We start from the raw sequence: 19,561 nt of genomic DNA, 5'->3' as shown, positions 1-19,561 counted from the left end.
CGATCATGCGACGAAGAGTACGGGCGAGGCGCCGCTTGTGGCCCCGATTCTAACAACAGGCTGTCAGGTTCTTTGACATCGTCTCGGCGGGCTCGTCATCGTTCGAGTTGTCGACGCGGCGTCCGTGAATCCAGTCGCCGCCACGGCGTCCCCAGCCACGGCATCCCCAGCCACGGCGTCGCCAGCCACGGCATCCCGGCTTCGGCGTCTCATCCCACGACAGGAGCACCATGTCCGATCTGGCCGATCTTCCCGAGCTACTGCCCGACCCGTCCGACCGACCCGACGCCGCCGGGCTGCCGCGCCACGACGTCGCTGACCTGGCCCTCGCCGCGCAGGGGCGATCCCGGATCGACTGGGCCGACCGGGCGATGCCCGTGCTGCGCCAGATCCGGGAGCGCTTCGCCGCCGAGCGCCCCTTCGCCGGGGTGCGCATCGCGGCCTGCATGCACGTCACCACGGAGTCGGCGAACCTCATGCGGGCGCTGGCGGCCGGCGGCGCGCAGGTCACGCTGTGCGCGTCGAACCCGCTGTCCACCCAGGACGACACGGCCGCGGCGCTCGTCGCCGAGTACGGCATCGCCACCTTCGCCCGCAACGGCATCGACCGCGACGGCTACTACGCCCACATCGGCGCCGCCCTCGACGCCGCGCCGCACTATGTCTTCGACGACGGCTGTGACCTGGTCAACATCCTGCACACCGAGCGCACCGACGTGCTCGGCGGCGTCCGCGGCGGCTGCGAGGAGACGACCACCGGGGTGATCCGGCTGCGGCAGATGGCCGCTGCCGGAGCCCTGCGCTTCCCCATGGTCGCGGTCAACGACACCGACACCAAGCACATGTTCGACAACCGCTACGGCACCGGCCAGTCGACCCTGGACGCGATCTTCCGGGCGACGAACACGCTGCTGGCCGGCCGTACGGTCGTGGTCGCCGGCTACGGCTACTGCGGCCGGGGGGTGGCGTCGCGGGCCAAGGGTCTCGGCGCCGCGGTGATCGTGACCGAGATCGACCCGACCAAGGCGCTGGACGCGGCCATGGACGGCTTCCAGGTCATGCCGATGAGCGCGGCGGCCCGGCTCGGCGACGTGTTCATCACCGTCACCGGCAACCGGGACATCGTGCGTCGGGAGCACTTCGCGGTGATGCGCGACGGCGCGATTCTGGCGAACTCCGGCCACTTCGACATCGAGATCGACATCACCGCGCTCGCCGAGCTCGCTGTCGAGGTACCGCGTCGGGTGCGGCCCTCGACCGACGAGTACGTCCTCGCCGACGGGCGCCGGCTGCTGTTGCTCGCCGAGGGTCGCCTGGTGAACCTGGCCGCGGCCGAGGGGCACCCCGCCGCGGTGATGGACATGTCCTTCGCCGACCAGGCGCTGACCGCGGAGTGGCTGCACACCGCTGGGCGGGACCTCATTCCGGGCGTCTACGACGTCCCCACCGCGATCGACAAGGACGTCGCTCGGATGAAGATCGAGACGATGGGCATCGAGATCGACACCCTGACTCCGGCGCAGGTGGAGTACCTGAGCTCCTGGGAGCACGGATCCTGACGCGATGATGTGAGGTTTAGCGACCTCGGGGTGTCGAGTCTGACAATTTGATGTCAGGAGTGGGGTCGACCGTTCAGTGAGGGTGCCTGCCTGGGCCAAGCGCCGCCCGGACCGGGCGTGGGCGACCCGGTGCCCGTCCATGAGGCACCCGGCGGCGGGGGGAAGGGGGCCCGCGGGGGAGCCACGCCCGGGGGAGCCGCGAGCGGGCGCTGCGCGGCGAGCCTGGCGTAGGCCCGGCGGGTGCGTTCGGCGAGCACCGCCGACAGGTAGGCCCACCCCGGCGTGCCCGGGGGCGGCGGCGGCGTGACCACCGCGCGCACCTCGTCGACCAGGCCGCGCCCGAGGCGGTCCAGCGCCTGCGGCGACAGGGCGTGCGAACGGCTCAGGAACTGGCGGGCGCGCAGGGCGAGGCCGTCGTCGAGTCCGGTCAGGTCGAGCAGGGACGCCCACCCGAGCAGCGGCGGCGGCACGAACGGCGCGGCGCCGACGGTGCGCGGGACGCTCACCTGCAGCACCACCGTCCCGGCGAACACGTCGCCCAGGCGCTTGCTGTGCCGGGAGGAGATCATGCTGATGATGGCGGGCAGGCCGAGCAGAGGTCCGGGGCGTTCGACGACCGCGCCGATGAGGCCCCGGGTGAAGGCGTGCCGGAACCGGATGGGCCCGCCGTCGTCGCGAACCACCCGCAGGCCCAGCGCCATCTTGCCGAGGGTCCGCCCGCGACTCAGCGTCTCGCACGCCACCGGGTAGCCGAGCACCATGGCGAGGTAGACCAGCAGAAAGATGGCGGCGACCAGCGCGTCGTCCTCGGGTCGTACGACGAGCACGACCAGGGCGCCGAGTACGTACAGGATGTAGAGCTGGGCGAGCAGGTCGATCAGCCCGGCCACCAGCCGCGACCCCAGCCTGGCCACCCGCAGGTCGATGGCGACCGCCTCGCCGGTGACGATCGCTTCACCGGCAACGATCGCCTCCGCGCCCGGCGCGCCGGCGTGGCCCGCTCCGCTGGGACCGCTCCGGACGACCTGGTTCATGGGGCCCCCGGGAATCTTGGTGTGCGTGCGGATCTCACCATATGGTCTCCGGCGGGCATCGAGGGCCGCCCGTCCGGGTGATCCAGGACGGCTCCGGCGCTCCCCGTCGGCTGTCAAAACGGTCTGCATCGGCATACTACCGTCACTTACCGCATGCCCGGACCAATCGCGTCGGTCTACAAATCCTGGTTCGGTATCGGGTGTTGCGGGCGTAGTCGGCACCGGCCGTCGCCTTCTTCGGGTAACCCGGCCGGTCTGGTGTGCCGGCTCTTGACGGTGCCGCGGAAATCCCCTCATGATGCAGTGGTGATCTCTGTTCCGTAGTACCGAGAGAAAATGGCCGGCGGTGCGTTCGGCGGCTTTCTTGGATCTCTGGCGGGCTGGGGACATGGCGGTGGATGTGGCCGCGGTGCCCCCGGCCCGATCGGATCCATCATCGGGGATTTTGTGGTTCGGGCGATGCCGGGTTGTCTTCCGCCGGCGGACCGGACGGTGTGGGACCGGTGACTGCGGATGGGTACCGGGTCGGCGCCGAACCAGGCGCTGAATGGTCGACGGCCGCCGATAACCCGCGGCCCGGGTTGCGTCGGACAGCCGGTCGATCATGGCCGAATTTCGGCGGCCCGTTCGTGTTCGGCCGGCCTTCGCGTGCGGATTCCTTTGGAGCGTGACAACATGCCCGACCAGCCGATCCACACGTTGGTAGTGGAGGATGACCCCGTCCTCGCCGCCAGGCTGCGCGGCTATGTCGACAGCGTCCCCGGGTTCGTCGTCAGCGGGGTGGCTCGCAGCGGAGAGCAGGTGCTGTCACCCGCCCTGCACGGTCGGCTCGACCTGATCCTGTTGGATTTCTTCCTGCCGGACATGAGCGGGCTGGACGTGTGCCGGGCCCTGCGTGCCCGCGGCTCGACCCTCGACATCATCGCCGTCTCCCTCGTCCGAGATCTGGCCATGGTGCAGACGGCGATGTCCTACGGCGTCATCCAGTACGTCGTGAAGCCGTTCACCGCCACGGCGTTCCGGCACTGTCTGGAGCGGTACTCGGCCTTCCGGCGGCAGATCACGGCCAGCCCCGGCGGTCTCGTCCGCCAACATGACGTGGACCTCGCCCTGTCCCGGCTGCGACCCGACGGCTCCGGCGTGACGCTGCCCAAGGGGCTGTCCGCCGCCACGCTCGACACCGTGGTCGGTTACCTGCGCGGGGCGGTGCGGCCGTTGTCCGCGGACGAGGTCGCCGGGGGCGTCGGGCTGTCTCGGGTGACGGCGCGGCGTTACCTCGAATGGCTGGCCGGGCAGCGCCTGGCGATCCGGACGATGAGCTACGGCCACATCGGCCGGCCGCGCCACCTGTACCTGTGGCGTCGGCCGTGACGTCCGCCGCCGGATCGGGCCGGGCAGACCACAATGACCTAAACAGCGACAGCGCCCGAGCCGCGCGCAAAGGTAGGTGTTGGCGGCCTCATCGGCCGTTTCCGTGACTGCGGTCGTCCCGCCTCCTCCATCAACCGTCGCCTTGCTCTCCTCTCGGGCCCGGCATCCGCGCGGCGCCTTCCAGGGAATGCCGCATCAGGCGTAGTCACGTCGCCGGCACCGGCCATCAGCCATTCATCGCGCTCACTGATCCGGCAGCCCGGCGCGGTGTGGACGGTTCCCGCTTCTGTTGCGTCCCAACCTGCGCGCCCGGCGCCGCTGTGCGCGCCGCGACCCATGCCTTGCCGACCGGACCACCCGTCTTGCCGACCGGACCACCCGCCTTGCCGACCGGACCACCCGTCTTGCCGACCTGACCACTTGGAGTGACCGCGATGGCCAGTGATCGCCCTGTCGCCGCGCCCAGGGAACGAGACGTGTTGCTGACCGGGATGGGATTCTGCCTGCCCGGTCTCGAACGCCCCTGCCTCACCGCGGACGACGTCTGGGCGGTGGCGTCGAAAGGTGTTTCCTGCCTGCCGCAGGGTGACATCCACTACGGCTCCGTCGCGCTCACCGAGGAGATGTTCGACGACCGGCTGCCCGACATCCCGGCGCTCTACCGCCAGCAGCTCACCCGATCGCACCGGCTCGGACTGGTCTCGTTCGTCCAGGCATGCGAGGACGGCGGGCTGGACTTCCGCGCCGGCGACCTCACCGAGGCGGCCATCCTCACCGGCCGCGGCAGCGTCGACGACAACGTCCGCGTCTACCGGGATCTGATCGATACGCGCCCCGAGGAACTCACCCCGGCCGCCGCCGTCGGGATTTTCATCCAGACCCAGCTCGGGGTCACCCCGTACGACGTCGCGCTGCTGCAGGCGTCCCTCGCCCGCACCCGCGGGCCGAGCTTCTCGGTCACCTGCGGCTGTTCGTCCTCGACGATCCAGCTCGGGAACGCGCTGCGCATGATCCAGAGCGGTGAGGTGGAGGTGGCGGTCGTCACCGGCGTCGACTCCGGCAACGCGGATCTCGCCCGCCGAGGGCAGGGGATCTTCCTCGCCGCCGAGCGGGGCGGCCCGGCGGGCGCCCCTGGGTTCGTCCCGGACCAGCTTCCCTCCACCGACCACCCCATGCACCCATACGACGAGCGGGCGGGCGGCGTCGGGTTCGGCGAGGGGTCGGCGACGGTGGTGCTGGAGAGCCGGGCCCATGCCGAACGCCGCGGCGCCCGTCCCCATGGGCGGCTGCTCGCGCAGGCCACGACCCGCGACGGACTGTTNAGCCCGCTGTCGGTGGACATCACCGGAACGGCTCTGGTGACCGGGGTCCGGCGCTGCCTGGGCGAGCGGTGGAGCATCGACCAGATCCCCTACATCAACGGGGGCAGCGACGGTGACCCCAACGTGACGAACATCGAGGTCAACGCCGTACGGGAGCTGTACGGGCCGAGGGTGCCGGCGGTGCTGCTCAGCTCCCAGGAGGCGTGCTTCGGCCACAGCGGCGCGCCGGCCGGTGCGCTGGGCGCGGCCCTGACGACCCTGATGATCGCCAGGGGCGAGGTGTGTCCCACCGCCGGCTGCGAGCGGCCGGCGGCGGACCTCAGCTTCGACCCGATCCCGGGGACGAGCCCGCGTCCGCTCGACTTCGACTACGCGCTCAGCTTCACCTACCAGATCGGCGGCCTCAAGGCCGTGATCCTGCTGGGCTCTCCGGACGCGACCTGACGTCCCTTTCCTGATTTCCCGTTCCCTCCCCGTGCTTCCCGTTCCCTCCCGTCTCCCCGCCCATCGTGGCCGGGCCCGACGGGCCCGGCGCGGCTCCGCTGATTTCGCCATGTCTGTGTGCCGCCCGAGGCCGGGATGTGCCGTCAAGAGCCGTCAAGAAAGGAACTGCACCCGTCATGAGCGAGGCACCCGTTCAGAGTGTTGACGTGGCCACCCGGCCCGGTGAGCAGCCGGCGTCCGCGGTCGGTGCGGCCGAGGACGGCATCGCGGTGATCGGGATGGGCTGCCGGTTGCCCGGGGGAGTGGACTCCCCGGCGTCTTTGTGGGAGCTGCTGGTCGCCCGGCGCGACGCCATCCGCGAGCCACCGCCCGGTCGCTGGGTGGCCGAGGAGTACCTCGACCCGACCCTGACGGCGCTCGGCCGGTCGGTGCCGCGCCAGGCCGGCTACCTGGACGACATCGCCGGCTTCGACGCGGACTTCTTCGGCGTCTCCCAGCGGGAGGCCGACGTGCTCGACCCGCAGCACCGGCTGCTGCTGGAGGTGGCCTGGGAGGCGTTCGACCACGCCGGCCTGCCGGCGGATCGGCTCGCCGGCACCTCCACCGGCGTGTTCATCGGGCTCAACGGCTCTGACTACGCCGAGCGGCTCGTCGGGCGGCCCGAGGAGCTGGAGGGGTCGCTGCTCGTCAACGGGCCGTGCGTGGCCAGCGGCCGCATCGCCTACCTGCTGGGCCTGCACGGGCCGTGCCTGACGGTGGACACGGCCTGCTCCTCCTCGCTCGTCGGCGTGCACCTGGCCTGCCGCAGCCTGGCGGGCGGCGAGTGCGACGTCGCGATCGCCGGGGGCGTGGCCATGATGCTCTCTCCCCGGGCGTCGAAGTCGATGGTCCGGATGAGCATGCTGTCGCCGACGAGTCGCTGCCACGCCTTCGACGCCGCCGCCGACGGCTTCGGCCGCGGCGAGGGCGCCGGCCTGGTCGTGCTCAAGCGCCTCGCCGACGCCAGGCGCGACGGCGACCGGGTGCTCGCGGTGATCCGCGGCACGGCGGTGAACCAGGACGGCCGCACCGACGGGCTGAGTGTCCCCTCCGAGCAGGCGCAGTACGCCGTGGCGAAGGCCGCGCTGCGCCGGGCCGGCGTCGACCCGGCGGACGTCGGCCTGGTCGAGGCGCACGGCACCGGGACGACGGTCGGCGACCCGATCGAGTTCAGGGCCCTGTCGCGGGCCTACGGCGCGGGAACCCAGCGTTGCGCCCTGGGATCGGTGAAGACGAACCTCGGCCATCTCGAGCCCGCCTCGGGCGTCGCCAGCCTGATCAAGGTCGTGCTCTGCCTGCAGCATGCACAGATCCCGGCGAACCTGCACTTCCACGAGTGGAACCCGGCGATCGCGAGCGTCGAGTCCCGGTTCTTCATGCCCACCGACCTGGTCGAGTGGCCCGTGCGGGACACGGGTCGGGTCGCGGCCGTGTCCTCCTTCGGATTCTCCGGCACCAACGCGCACGTCGTCGTCGCGCAGGCGCCGCCGTCCGCCATCGACCCGCTGTCCGCCACCGACTCGCTGTCCGCCACCGACCCGCTGTCCGCCACCAACCCGCTGTCCGCCACCGACTCGCTGTCCGCCACCGACCCGGGGGCGGCCCGCGTCGCGTCGGGGCCGGGCGGCCCGGACGTCGTCGTCGTCCCGGCCGGCTCGGCCGAGGTGTTGCCGGCCGCCGCCACCCGCCTCGCCGACTGGTTGGCTGCCGGCGCCGACCCGGTTGCCGGCGCGGTGCGCGACGTCGCCTACACGCTGGCCCGTCGGCGCGCGACGGGACGCGGCCGGCTCGGGGTGGTCGCCACCTCTCGGGAGGAGCTGGTCGCGGGCCTGCGCGCGTTCGCCGCCGGTCGCCCCGCGCCGAACGTGGTGACGGGCACCGCCAGCGCCGGCGTGCCGCGGGACACGGTCTGGGTGTTCTCCGGGCAGGGGTCGCAGTGGGCCGGCATGGGCCGCGACCTGCTGGTCGTGGAGCCGGCATTCGCCGCGGCCATCGCCGAGGTCGACCCGCTGATCCTGGCGGAGACGGGGTTGTCGGTCCTCGACGCGTTGCGGGCCGGCGAGGAGCTGGCGGGCTGCGACCGCATCCAGCCGGTGCTGTTCGCCGTGCAGCTCGGGCTGGCGGCGCTGTGGCGGGCGCACGGCGTGCGGCCCGCCGCCGTGATCGGGCACTCCATGGGGGAGGTCGCGGCGGCCGTCGTCGCAGGCGCGCTGAGCGTCGCCGACGGCGCCCGGGTGATCTGCCGCCGGTCGCGGCTGCTCACCCGCATCGCCGGGGCCGGCGCGATGGCCACCGTCGGGCTCGACCGGCGGGCGGTGGAGGCCGATCTCGCCGCGACCGGCGCCGACCGGGAGGTCTCGGTGGCCGTGCTGGCCGCGCCGGGCTCGACGGTCGTCGCCGGAGCCGCCGTCCGGATCGACGAGCTCGTCGCGCACTGGACCGCCCGCGGCATCCCGGCCCGCCCGGTCGCGGTCGACGTCGCCTCCCACTCGCCGCAGGTCGACCCGCTGCTCGGCGAGCTCGCCAGGCAGCTCGTCGAGCTCGACCCGGGCCGACCCGAGATCGGCTTCTACGGCACGGTCGAGGACTCCCCGCGTACGGTGCCCGCCTTCGACGCCGCGTACTGGTGCGCGAACCTGCGTCGCACCGTCCGGTTCACCGACGCCGTTGCCGCGGCCGCCGCCGACGGACACCGCGTCTTCCTCGAGATCTCCCCGAACCCGGTGGTGGCCCGCCCGATCGCCGACAGCCTGACCGGTGGCAGCCGCACCCCGGTGGTGCTGCCGACGCTGCACCGGGACGGCGACGGTCAGCAGGAGTTCCGGATCGCGCTCGCGGCGGCTCACTGCGCTGGCGTGCCCGTCGACTGGTCGGTGCTCTACCCCGACGGAGTGATCGTCGACGTCCCGCCGTTGGTGTTCGACCGCCGCCGCCACTGGATCGACGCCCCCCTTCCCGGCCCGCGGACCCTCGCGGCGACCCCCGGCGGCGCGGGCACACCACCACTGCCGGGCTCGCACTCCGAGGTGCCGAGCGGCCCGGTGCGGCACCTGTGGCGTTCCGACGTCGGCACCGCGGCCGTCGGGTGGCTCGCCGACCACCGGGTGCACGGCCGGGCGGTGCTGCCCGGTGCCGCGTACTGCGCCTTCGCGCTCAGCGCCGCGGCGGAGGTGTTCCCCGGCGCCGGGTCGGGGGAGGTCGTCCTGACCGAGACCGCGTTCGAGGAACTGCTCGACCTCGACGATCACACCGACGCGCTGATGACCGCGACACCCCAGGACCCGGACCGGACCCTGATCGAGATCTTCGCCCGCAGCGACGGCACGGAGAACGGCTGGAGCCGGCGCATGTCCGGCGTGCTGCGGCGGACCACCCGGCCCGCGTCGGACGGGGGCGCGACGTTGCTCGACCTCGCCGTCGCGCACCCCCGCCGCGTCGGACCGGACGAGGTCTACCGCAACCTGCGCCGCCGCGGAATCGATCATGGACCCGCCTTCGCCGCCATCACCGACCTGCACGCGGGGGTGGACAACCGCGGAGTCTGGGCGACCGTGACCGTCCCGCCGATCGCCGCCGCCGGCGTGCAGGAGCTGCCCATCCATCCCGTGCTCATCGACGCCTGCGCCCAGGCGCTCGTCGTCAGCCTGCCGGCCGCGACCGAGCAGGGTCTGGTCCTGCCCGCCGGCATCGACGAGATCCGGGTGTTCGGGGACACCGCGACCGTGCGGTACGTCCACGGCTGGATGGAGTACCCGGACGGGGGCGACGTCGGCAACCCCATCGGGCACGTCCGCCTGCTCGACGCCGCCGGCACACCCGTCGCCGCCCTCGACGGGATGCGCTACCTCCACCACAGCACGGCCGACTCCGCCGCCGCGGGCTCCGCGCCGACGGAACTCGCCGCGCGGATCGACGGCTGGCTGTACGGGTTGGCCTGGCAGCCGGCCCCGCGCCCGCCGGCCGATGGGCCCGGCCGGCCGGGCCGCTGGCTCGTGCTCGGCGACCCCACCGGCTCCGGGCGCGACCTCGCCGCCGCGTTGGTCGTCGCCGGGGCGGCCGCCGAGTTCGGGCTGCTGCCCGACGCCGCCGACGACACCCAGCGGTGGGCCCGCGGCACCGGGCAGGCGTGGACCACCGCGGGCCGGCCGGAGCGGGTCGTCGTCGTCCTCGACGGACCGGCCGCGGACTCCGACGTACCCGACGTACCCGACGTACCCGACGCGCTGGCGCTGTCCCCGGTGGTCGCCGAACGGGCCGTCCGGGCGTTGCTGACGGTGGTGCAGACCCTCGCCGGGCTGTCGGGCGCCGCGCCACGGCTGTTCACCGTCACCCGCGGCGCGCGGGCCCTGACGCCCGCCACCGTGCCCGACCCCCACCGGGGCGGGGTGCGCGGCCTGCTGCGGGTGCTCGCCCATGAGCACCCCGAGTTCCGCATGGTCCACCTCGACGCCGACCCGGCCGGAGTCCTGCCCGCGGGGGCCGGTGCCATCGCCGCTCCCGGCGGTACTGGTTCCGGCGGTACTGGTTCCGGTGGTGCAGGCGCCGGGCGCGGCCCGTCGTTCGCCGCCGACGCCGACGATCTCGCCGACGAGCTGTTCGCCGCCGACGCGCTCGCCCCGCCCGGCACCCCCGGCCCCGTCGCCGCCGACGACGAGATCGCCCTGCGCAGCGGGATCCGGTTCGTCGCCCGCGTGGTGCCGACGCCGGTGACGGCCGCCGAACGGCACGACGCCGCCCACCAGTCGGTGCGCTACGGCCGCGACGGCTTCGCGCTGCGCACCCCCGAATCCGGTGACCTCGACGACCTGCACATCGCCGTCGCCGAGCGGCGCCGGCCGGGCCCCGGGCAGGTGGAGGTGCGGGTGCGCGCCGCCGGGGTGAACTTCCGCGACGTGCTGCTGGCCCTCGGGGTGCTGCCGCCGACGCCGATCGGGTTCGAGTGCGCCGGCGTTGTCACCGCAGTCGGCCCGGGCGTCACCGTCCCGCGCCCCGGGGACGAGGTCATCGCGGTGGACCTGCTCGGCGGCGGGGCGTTCGGCTCCTTCCTGACCACCGACGCCGACCTGACCATGCCGATCCCCGCCGGGGTGGACGCGGTGGCGGCAGCCGGCATCCCGGTCGCCTTCGCGACCGCCTGGTACGCCCTGCGGGAGGTCGCCGACCTGCGCGCGGGCGAGTCGGTCCTCATCCACTCGGGCACCGGCGGGACCGGGCTCGCCGCGATCGCCGTCGCCTGGCTGCTCGGCGCCGAGGTCCTCGCCACCGCCGGCACCCCGGAGAAGCGGGCCTACCTGCGCGGCATCGGCGTGCGCCACGTCATGGACTCCCGCTCGCTGGACTTCGCCGCGCAGGCGCGCGCGGCGACGGGGGGCCGGGGCGTCGACGTCGTGCTGAACTCCCTGCCGGGCCCGGCGATCCGCGCGGGGCTGGACACCCTGGCGCCGTTTGGCCGGTTCGTCGAGCTCGGGCTGCGCGACATCCTCGCCGACAACCCTCTCGGCCTGCTGCCGTTCCGCAACAGCATCACGCTGGCCAGCGTCAACGCGATCGAACTGTGCCGCGAGCAGCGGCACCGGGTGGTGGCCCTGCTCCGCGAGCTCTCCGCCGCCTTCGCCGCCGGCGACCTCGTTCCGCTGCCCGTGCAGAGCTTCCCGCTCGCCTCGGCCGCCGAGGCGTTCCGGTTCATGGCCGGCGCCCGCCACATCGGCAAGATCGTGTTGACCGTCCCGGACGACGGGCAGGCCGTGGCGATCCGGCCCGGCGGCGCCCCGTCCCCGGTACGGCCCGGCGCGGCGTACATCATCACGGGGGGTCTCGGCGGGGTGGGCCTGGCGACCGCCGCCTGGCTGACCGCTCGCCGGGCCGGCCGCGTGGTGCTCAACGGCCGGTCGGCGCCGAGCCCGGAGATCGACAAGCGGCTCACCGAGCTCGCCGCCCAGGGCACCGACGTCCGGGTGGTCCTCGGCGACGCCGCCGAGGCGGGGGTCGCCGAGCGGCTCGTCGCCGCCGCCACCGCCGACGACGTCACCCTGCGCGGCGTCGTGCACTCGGCGATGGTGCTCCAGGACGCGGCGCTGACCACCATCACCGCCGAGCAGTTGCACGGCGTCTGGCATCCCAAGGTGCTCGGTGCCGCCCGCCTGCACGCGGCGACCGAGGGCCGTCCGCTGGACTGGTTCGTGCTCTACTCGTCGATCTCGTCGCTGCTGGGCATCCCCGGCCAGGGCGCCTACGCCTCGGCGAACTCCTGGCTCGACGGTTTCGCCGACTGGCGCAGCGCGCAGGGGCTGCCGACCATCTCGATCAACTGGGGGGTCTGGGGCGAGATCGGCGGCGGGGAGATCTTCGGGGCGCGGGGTTACGAGACCATCCCGACCCGCGACGGCCTGTACGCCCTGGAGACGGTCCTCGCGCTCGGCCGCCGGCACGCCGGCCTGCTGCCCGGCGACCCGACCGCCTGGATACCGCCGGCCGGTCGTCCGCTGTCGGTGTTCCGGGCCATCCTCCGGGCCGATGGTGCGCAGGAGGCCGAACACGACGGTCCGACCGACATCCGGGCGAGACTGCGGGCCGTGGCGGCGGGGGTGCCCCGGCGGACGCTGTTCGAGGAGTACCTGGGCGAGCATCTGCGGGTGGTGCTGCGGCTGAGCCAGAGCACGCTCGATCCGGACACGCCGCTGCGCTCGTTCGGCTTCGACTCGCTGCTCGCCCTCGAGCTGCGCTCCCGGCTGGAACCCGCGCTCGGCATCACTCTGCCCGGCAACTTCATCTGGAAGTACCCGACGATCACGGCCCTCGCCACCGGCCTCGCGGACTTCGCCGACCTGGCCCTCGACGGCGGCGACGGGTCCTGACGGGACGGCGGTGCCCCGGCCGGTCCCCGGCCGGTGCCACGGGTGGTGCCACGGGTGGTGGCGGCGGGAAGTCCCGGCGTCACCACCCGTCTGCGAGGATGGGACCGCCATGGATCTCGATGCGTTCGTCGCCGTGCACCGCCCGGAGTGGATCCGGCTCGGCCGGCTCGTCGACCGGGCCGGCCGGCCGCGCCGGATGAGCGCCGACGAGCTCGACGAGCTGGTCGAGCTCTACCAGCGGGCCGCGACCCACCTGTCGGTGATTCGTACCCGTTCCTACGACACCAGCCTCGTCGACGACCTCACCACCCTGGTGACCCGTGCCCGCGCGGCGGTGGGCGGGGCGCCCGACCCCGGGTGGCACGTCGTCGGCCGGTTCTTCGCCGTGACCTTCCCGCTGGCCGTCTACGAACGCCGCCGCTGGGTGCTCGCCACCGCGCTCGGCTCGGTGCTCGTCGCGCTGGCCGTCGGGCTCTGGATCGCCAACGACGCCGAGGCGCAGGCCAACCTGGCCCCGCCGAGCGCGGTCGCCAAGCTGTGTCGCTCCGACTTCGCGTCGTACTACACGGAGAACCCGGCTCCCTCGTTCGCCAGCCAGGTCTGGACGAACAACGCCTGGGTCTCGGCGACGGCGGTCGCCGCCGGCGCGCTGCTCGGCCTGCCGACCCTGCTGGTGCTGCTGATGAACGCGGTGAACACCGGGGTGGTCGGCGGGTACATGACGAGCTGCGGGCAGAGCGGCCAGTTCTGGAGCCTGATCCTCCCGCACGGCATGCTGGAGCTCACGGTCGTGTTCCTGGCGGGGGCGGTGGGCCTGCGCCTGGGCTGGTCGATCATCGCGCCGGGCCCACGGCGCCGCGTCGAGGCACTGGCCGCCGAGGGACGGGCCGCGGTGACGATCACGCTCGGCGCCGCGGTCGCCCTGGCGGTCTCCGGCGTCATCGAGGCGTTCGTGACGCCCTCCGGGCTGCCGACGGCGGTGCGGATCGGGATCGGCGCGCTGGCCTGGGCCGGCTTCGTCGCCTACGCCTGGAGCTACGGTTCGCGCGCGGCGGCGGCCGGTCAGACGGCCGACCTCGACGCCGCCCACGGCGCCGCCGACCTGGCCCCCGTGGCCTGAACCCGCCCCCGCCGACTCCACCACGCTTTCCCCGGCGCACTGCGTCGCCCGGACGGCAATAGGCTGCCGGGATGAGTCCGACCGCAGCCAGGGATGTCAGCGTCGACCGCGTGGGCCTGCTCGACTTCGTCCGCCCCCGCCACCGCGGCATCCTCGTCACCACCCGCCGCGACGGCGCCCCGCAGCTCTCCCCGGTGACGATGGGCGTCGACACCGCCGGCGACATCGTCGTGTCGACCTACCCGGAGCGGGCAAAGACCCGCAACGCGCGCCGCGACCCGCGGGCGTCGATGTGCGTGCTGTCCGACGAGTTCAACGGCGAGTGGGTCCAGGTCGACGGCACGATCACCGTGGTCGACCAACCCGCCGCGGTCGAGGAGCTGGTGGAGTACTTCCGCTGCATCAGCGGCGAGCACCCCGACTGGGACGAGTACCGCGAGGCCATGCGCCGTCAGGAGAAGGTGCTGCTCCGGCTGCGGATCGACCGGTGGGGGCCGATCAGCCGCGGCGGCTTCCCCGCCCGCCTGCTCGCCCCGGCCGACGAGGGCTAGCTAGCCCGGGCCGCGGGCTCGCGCTCGGCCGTTCGCCGCCTGGAGATGGCCGGCGACCAGGTTCGTCACCGCCGCCGTGGCCTCGCGGTGGGGAAAGTGGCCCACGCCGCCGAGGACGACCCGGCGGTCTCCTAGAACCCGTGATGGACGGCCTCGACGTTGTGGCCGTCGGGATCGCGCAGGAAGACGCCGTAGTAGGTGGGGTGGTACTCGGGCCAGACGCGCGGCGCGTGCAGCACCTCGACGCCGTCGCGCACCGCGGCCTCGTGCACCGCGTCGACGGCGGCCCGGTCCGGGGCGCGGAAGGCCACGTGCAGCTCCCGGGTCTCGGCGTCGGCCGCGGGACTGAGCCAGAACGACGCCATCCCGTCCGGCCCGGACAGACCGACCACCACGGAATCGCCGGCTGGGAAGCGTTTCGCCTCGCGGATGCCGATGGCCGCGAAGGTACGCAGGTAGAAGGCGAGCGATGCCTCGACGTCGGCCGCCTGGACACCTATGTGATCAAGCATGGCTGCATGCTAGCGCCGCCCTCCGACAGTTCGGTCACGATCCGACGCCGTGACCACCGTCCTGTCCGGGTGGCGCGGCTCACACTCGATGCCACCGGGAAGAGTCGTCGGCGGGCGTGAGGTTCGGACTGGGTAGTCCGCGACCGCGCTCGGCGGGGGCGTGACGGTGACGAGAGGGAGTCCGATGACCACCGCCTTCGACCCGATCGACCTGGCCGGCCTGCACCTGGCGAACCGCGTCGCGATGGCGCCGATGACCCGCAACCGGGCCTTCGGTCCCGGCGCCACCCCGACGCCGTCGATGGCGACCTACTACGCCCAGCGGGCCGGCGCCGGCCTGATCATCACCGAGGGCGTCCAGCCCTCCGCCGTCGGCCAGGGCTACCCGAACACCCCCGGCCTGCACAGCGCCGAGCAGGTCCAGGCATGGCGGGCGGTCACCGCCGCAGTGCACGACGCCGGCGGAGTGATCTTCGTCCAGCTCATGCACGCCGGGCGGATCAGCCACCCGAGCCTGCTGCCCGCGGGCGCGATCCCACTCGCCCCGTCCGCGGTCCGTCCCGCCGGCCAGACGTTCAGCGCCACGGGCATGGCGGACTTCGAGACCCCGGCCGAACTGACCGAGGAGCAGATTTCCGAGATCATCGCGGAGTTCGCCGAGGCGGCCAGCAACGCCATCGCCGCCGGCTTCGACGGCGTCGAGGTGCACGGCGCGAACGGTTACCTCATCAACCAGTTCCTGGCCACGAACGCCAACCGCCGCACCGATGGCTGGGGCGGCTCGGTCGCCGGCCGGATCCGGTTCGCCGTCGAGGTCACCCGGGCCGTGGTCGAGGCGATCGGCGCGAACCGGGTGGGGCTGCGGATCTCGCCCGGCGGCAGCTTCAACGACATCGTCGTCGACGACGTGCCCGCCACGTACACCGCGCTGGTGGACGCGGTGCGCCCGCTCGGACTGGCCTACCTGCACATCGCCGAGAACGCCGAGCGGTCGCTGACCGTGGAGCTGCGCCGCCGCTTCGGCGGCACGCTGATCCTCAACCCGGCCACGGGTGACCAGCCGACCGGGCTCGCGGACCTTCCCCTTGTCGAGGACGGCACCACCGATCTGCTCAGCTTCGGGGCTGCCTTCCTCGCCAACCCGGACCTGCCGGCCCGGCTCGCGGCCGGCGGACCGTTCAACCCGGGCGACCGAGCGACCTTCTACGGCGGCGACGACCGTGGCTACCTGGACTACCCGACGCTTCTCCCGGTGGGGATCGGCGCTCCCGGCGCTCCCGCCGTGCCCGCCCAGCAGTCAACCGCCGCGGACCTGCCTGCCTGAGCCACAACGGATGTCGGAAATTCGTATACCGTCCGGACCCGACCAGGCGGTTTGACGAGGGGAGCGCCCACCCATGGCAGACACCGACGATTTCAACGCCCGGATCATCGCCGACTTCCGGGCCACCGGGGGGCACCCCGGTGGTCAGTTCGCGGGAACTCCGATCCTGCTGCTGCACACCACCGGGGCCCGCAGCGGCACTCCGCGGATCAACCCGTTGGTGTACGCCGAGGACGGCGATCGGTACCTGGTGTTCGCCTCGTACGCCGGGGCACCCAAAGATCCGGCCTGGTACCACAACCTGAAGGCGCACCCCGAGGCGAAGATCGAGATTGACGCCCGGACCCTGGCCGTGCGTGTCGACGAGGTCACCGGCGCCGAACGTGACGCCATCTACGCCCGGCATGCCGCGACCTACCCGGCTTTCGCCGAGTACGAGGCGAAGGCCGGCCGGAAGATCCCCGTCGTCGCGCTGNCCCCCGNCCCCGCGNCCTGACGGCGCCCGCCGCGACGAACGCGGCGGCACGAGACCGCTCGCGGAGAGGCGCCGTGCCGCCGAGCCCCGGCAGGCGGCCGGGCGGGGGACGGCCTGCTTGACCTGACCGGCCTGCTTGACCTGACCGACGCCCGCGGCCAGCCGCTGTGCGCGGAGGTCCGGCCGCCGGCGATCACCTGGTCGGCGGTCAGAGCCGACCGAGGGACTTCAGGGTTCAGAGCCGACCGAGGGACTTCAGGGTTCAGAGCCGACCGAGGGACTTCAGGGTGAGGTAGGTGTCGGTGACGGCCGCGGCGTAGCCGGCGGGCGGCGCGTCGACGACCTCGACGCCGCGGCGGCGCAGCGTCTCGGTGAGCTCGCGGCGGCGCATCAGCGTCTGTTCGGCCGCTGCGGCGGCGTATACGGCGCGGACGTCGCCACGGCCGGCGGCGAGCTCGTCGACGCGAGGGTCGCGCAGCGCCGCAACCAGAACGGAGTGCCGCGCGGTCAACGTCCCCAGTGCCGGTAGCAGCCCCTCCTCGATCACGGCCGGCGCCAGCTCGGTGAACAGCACGACCAGGGATCGGCGCGAGGTCTCCCGCAGCACCGTCGAGATCATCCCGGCGTGGTCCGCCTCGACGATGGCCGGTTCCAGCCGGGCCATGGCGTCGGTCATCCGGGCCAGGTACGCGTGGTCGTGCGAACCGGGCAGCGTCACCCGGGGCACGCTGTCGTGCGCGACGAGACCGACCCGGTCGCCGGCCCGCAGCGCGACCGCGGTGAGCAGCAGCGCGGCGTCGAGCGCATGGTCCAGCCTGGGGACGTCGCCGACCCGCCCGGCGGAGGTCCGCCCGGTGTCGAGCACGCAGACCACCCGCCGGTCCCGCTCCGGCCGGAAGGTCCGGACCACCACCGCTCCGCGTCGGGCGGTGCCCCGCCAGTCGATTAGGCGGACGTCGTCGCCGATCACATAGTCGCGCAGGCTGTCGAACTCCGAGCCGGCGCCGGCCCCGCGGATCGCGACCTCGCCCTCGACCTCCCGCAGCCGGGCCAGCGCCGCGGGCAGGTGCCGGCGCGACGTGAACGGCGGCAGCACCCGGACCCGCCACGGAGACTGGTGGCGGCCCTGCCGGCCGGCGAGGCCGAGCGGACCGACGGAACGCACCGTGATCCGGAACGGCTCCCGGTCGCCGCGCCGCGTCGGATACAGCGTCGTCTCCAGGAAGCGCCGTTCCCCGGCGGGGACGACCACCCGGTGCTCCCGCGGCCGGGCGCCCGCGGACGGTGGCCAGGCGTCGCGGACCCGGGCCCGCACCGGCCGGCCACCGCCGTTGGCGATCCCGAGTACGAGGGGGACGGGCTGGCCCAGCCGGGCGGCCGTCGGCCCCGACCGGGTGAACTCCAGCGTGCGGACCCCGCCGGCCAGCGTCAGGTCGACCCCGACGAGCGCCACGATCACCACGTCGACGACCAGCATCGTCAGGCCGGGCGCGGGGGAGAGCAGGACGACCAGCGCCCCGAACAGGGCCAGCGCGACGGCGCGCCCGGTGATCGCCACCGGCCCTACCGGGGCACCGGGACGGTGGCCAGCACCTGTTCCAGCACGACGTCCGCGGTCACTCCGTCGAGTTCGGCCTCGGGCCGCAGGCTGATCCGGTGGCGCAGCGTGGCCCGGGCCAGGGCCTTGACGTCGTCGGGGGTCGCGTAGCCGCGTCCCGACAGCCACGCCCAGGCCCGCGTGGTCGCCAGCAGCGCGGTGGCCCCGCGCGGCGACACCCCGAGCTGCACACTCGGCGCCACCCGGGTCGCCCGCGCCAGGTCGACGATGTACGCCAGCACCTCCGGGTGCACCGCGACGGCGAGCACCGCCGCGCGCGCCGCGGCCAGCTCCGCCGGGCCCGCGACCGGCCGCACTCCGGCTGCGGCCAGGTCCGTCGGGTCGAAGCCGCCGGCGTGGTGGGCCAGCACCCGGATCTCGTCGTCGCGTGGCGGCAGCGGCAGCGTCACCTTGACCAGGAACCGGTCGAGCTGCGCCTCGGGCAGCGGGTAGGTGCCCTCGTGCTCGATGGGGTTCTGGGTCGCCAGGACGGCGAACGGAGTGGGCAGCGGCCGGGGCGTTCCCTCCACGCTGACCTGCCGCTCCTCCATCACCTCCAGCAGGGCCGCCTGGGTCTTCGGTGGCGTCCGGTTGATCTCGTCGGCAAGCAGCAGGTTCGTGAAGACCGGACCCTCGCGGAAGGTGAACGCGGAGCTGCGGTTGTCGTAGACGAGCGAGCCGGTGACGTCACCCGGCATCAGATCCGGGGTGAACTGCAGCCGCTTGGTGTCCAGCGACAGCGCGGTCGCCAGGGTGCGCACGAGCAGGGTCTTCGCCACGCCCGGCACGCCTTCGAGCAGCGCGTGCCCGCGGCAGAGCAGGGCGACCACCAGCCCGCTGACGGCGGCGTCCTGGCCGATCACGGCCTTGGCGACCTCGCCGCGCAACGCGATCAGCGCCCGGCGCGCGGCGTCGGCGTCGGGCGGTGCGGGCCACCCGCCCGGCCGGGCGGCCACCGGCGCCGGCGGGGCCACCGGCGCCGGCGGGGCCACCGGCGCCGGCGGGGCGGACGGCGCTGGCGGGGCGGACGGTGCTGGCGGGGCCGGCGGAATCTGATGCGTCGATGCGGCGCCTGGCCGGCGGAGAGTCTCCTCGGCCTGCGCGTCATCCCGGGCCGGTGGTACGTCGGCTGCGGGGCCGACGTGCTTGCCGGGAGTTCCCGAAACGGCCTGCGTGGCCGGAGCGGGCTGCCCGGACCTGGCGGGTGGGTCCGGGGTCGGCGCCGCGGGCCGGGCCGGTCCCGCGGCGGTCGGCTCCGCGTCGATGTTCGGAGAGGTCACCGTCCACCTATCTGTCGGTCGAGTTCGTCGAGCGCTCGGGCCAGCGCGAGCAGCGCGGCGTCCCGATCACCCGGCCGTC

General features: G+C 73.8%; 11 protein-coding genes and 3 pseudogenes. 10 read left to right on the top strand and 4 right to left on the bottom strand.

Annotated elements, in window-relative coordinates; translation table 11 throughout:
- Nucleotides 1-230: 230 nt before the first annotated feature.
- The gene (gene ahcY / locus FF36_RS09445; RefSeq protein ID WP_199865361.1) at nt 231-1,559 is read left to right on the top strand and encodes an adenosylhomocysteinase; all 1,329 of its coding nucleotides are present in this window, start codon (nt 231-233) and stop codon (nt 1,557-1,559) included.
- Nucleotides 1,560-1,612: 53 nt separating this feature from the next.
- Here ahcY and FF36_RS09440 read toward each other — a convergent pair whose 3' ends face one another.
- Entirely contained in the window at nt 1,613-2,593 is a 981-nt protein-coding gene (locus FF36_RS09440; protein WP_044884622.1) for an RDD family protein, read from the bottom strand.
- Nucleotides 2,594-3,268: 675 nt separating this feature from the next.
- Between FF36_RS09440 and FF36_RS09435 the strand changes: the two genes are divergently transcribed.
- The 6 genes and pseudogenes from FF36_RS09435 (at nt 3,269) to FF36_RS09415 (ending at nt 14,294) form a co-directional block, all read left to right on the top strand.
- Nucleotides 3,269-3,964, top strand: coding sequence for a response regulator (locus FF36_RS09435; protein WP_044884621.1), 696 nt, complete (start codon nt 3,269-3,271; stop codon nt 3,962-3,964).
- Between the two features lie 434 nt (nt 3,965-4,398).
- Nucleotides 4,399-5,285: pseudogene (locus FF36_RS37550) on the top strand (beta-ketoacyl synthase N-terminal-like domain-containing protein); the annotation flags it as partial.
- A gap of 1 nt (nt 5,286) precedes the next feature.
- A pseudogene (locus FF36_RS37545) lies at nt 5,287-5,730 on the top strand (ketoacyl synthase); the annotation flags it as partial.
- 176 nt (nt 5,731-5,906) lie between these two features.
- Nucleotides 5,907-12,623, top strand: coding sequence for a type I polyketide synthase (locus tag FF36_RS09425; protein WP_063925278.1), 6,717 nt, complete (start codon nt 5,907-5,909; stop codon nt 12,621-12,623).
- A 109-nt stretch (nt 12,624-12,732) separates the two neighbouring features.
- Nucleotides 12,733-13,743, top strand: coding sequence for a stage II sporulation protein M (locus FF36_RS09420; protein WP_044884620.1), 1,011 nt, complete (start codon nt 12,733-12,735; stop codon nt 13,741-13,743).
- A gap of 71 nt (nt 13,744-13,814) precedes the next feature.
- Nucleotides 13,815-14,294, top strand: a complete 480-nt coding sequence (locus FF36_RS09415; RefSeq protein ID WP_044884619.1) for a PPOX class F420-dependent oxidoreductase — start codon at nt 13,815-13,817, stop codon at nt 14,292-14,294.
- A 131-nt stretch (nt 14,295-14,425) separates the two neighbouring features.
- On the opposite strand, the gene FF36_RS09410 is transcribed toward FF36_RS09415, so the two are convergent.
- On the bottom strand, nt 14,426-14,806 hold the full coding sequence (locus FF36_RS09410; protein ID WP_044884618.1) for a VOC family protein: 381 nt from the start codon (nt 14,804-14,806) through the stop codon (nt 14,426-14,428).
- A 184-nt stretch (nt 14,807-14,990) separates the two neighbouring features.
- Here FF36_RS09410 and FF36_RS09405 point away from each other — a divergent pair, with 184 nt between their 5' ends.
- The 3 genes and pseudogenes from FF36_RS09405 (at nt 14,991) to FF36_RS37540 (ending at nt 16,896) form a co-directional block, all read left to right on the top strand.
- Nucleotides 14,991-16,130, top strand: coding sequence for an alkene reductase (locus FF36_RS09405; RefSeq protein ID WP_044884617.1), 1,140 nt, complete (start codon nt 14,991-14,993; stop codon nt 16,128-16,130).
- 73 nt (nt 16,131-16,203) lie between these two features.
- Nucleotides 16,204-16,605, top strand: a pseudogene (locus tag FF36_RS09400) (nitroreductase family deazaflavin-dependent oxidoreductase); the annotation flags it as partial.
- A gap of 114 nt (nt 16,606-16,719) precedes the next feature.
- Nucleotides 16,720-16,896: a DUF5990 family protein gene (locus FF36_RS37540; RefSeq protein ID WP_339325601.1), complete on the top strand. Its 177-nt coding sequence runs from the start codon at nt 16,720-16,722 to the stop codon at nt 16,894-16,896.
- Here the strand turns inward: FF36_RS37540 and FF36_RS09395 are convergent.
- Both FF36_RS09395 and FF36_RS09390 read right to left on the bottom strand, forming a co-directional pair.
- On the bottom strand, nt 16,868-18,163 hold the full coding sequence (locus tag FF36_RS09395) for a DUF58 domain-containing protein (RefSeq protein WP_044884615.1): 1,296 nt from the start codon (nt 18,161-18,163) through the stop codon (nt 16,868-16,870). The two genes, FF36_RS37540 and FF36_RS09395, sit on opposite strands and share 29 nt — an antisense overlap.
- Nucleotides 18,164-18,168: 5 nt before the next feature.
- Complete coding sequence (locus FF36_RS09390) at nt 18,169-19,194, bottom strand: AAA family ATPase (RefSeq protein ID WP_370657229.1); 1,026 nt, start codon at nt 19,192-19,194, stop codon at nt 18,169-18,171.
- Between the last annotated feature and the right edge of the window lie 367 nt (nt 19,195-19,561).

Origin of the sequence: Frankia torreyi, from assembly GCF_000948395.1 — a bacterium.
GTDB classification, from domain to species: domain Bacteria; phylum Actinomycetota; class Actinomycetes; order Frankiales; family Frankiaceae; genus Frankia; species Frankia torreyi.
Note: the sequence above shows the minus strand (reverse complement) of the source record. Positions and strands in the feature narration are given on the sequence as shown.

Excerpts from the sequence above, each read along its gene's own strand:
- FF36_RS09425 (WP_063925278.1), top strand. The coding sequence starts at position 5,907 with ATGAGCGAGGCACCCGTTCAGAGTGTTGACGTGGCCACCCGGCCCGGT.
- FF36_RS09405 (WP_044884617.1), top strand. The coding sequence starts at position 14,991 with ATGACCACCGCCTTCGACCCGATCGACCTGGCCGGCCTGCACCTGGCG.
- FF36_RS09415 (WP_044884619.1), top strand. The coding sequence starts at position 13,815 with ATGAGTCCGACCGCAGCCAGGGATGTCAGCGTCGACCGCGTGGGCCTG.
- FF36_RS09440 (WP_044884622.1), bottom strand. The coding sequence starts at position 2,593 with ATGAACCAGGTCGTCCGGAGCGGTCCCAGCGGAGCGGGCCACGCCGGC.
- FF36_RS09420 (WP_044884620.1), top strand. The coding sequence starts at position 12,733 with ATGGATCTCGATGCGTTCGTCGCCGTGCACCGCCCGGAGTGGATCCGG.
- ahcY (WP_199865361.1), top strand. The coding sequence starts at position 231 with ATGTCCGATCTGGCCGATCTTCCCGAGCTACTGCCCGACCCGTCCGAC.
- FF36_RS09435 (WP_044884621.1), top strand. The coding sequence starts at position 3,269 with ATGCCCGACCAGCCGATCCACACGTTGGTAGTGGAGGATGACCCCGTC.
- FF36_RS09410 (WP_044884618.1), bottom strand. The coding sequence starts at position 14,806 with ATGCTTGATCACATAGGTGTCCAGGCGGCCGACGTCGAGGCATCGCTC.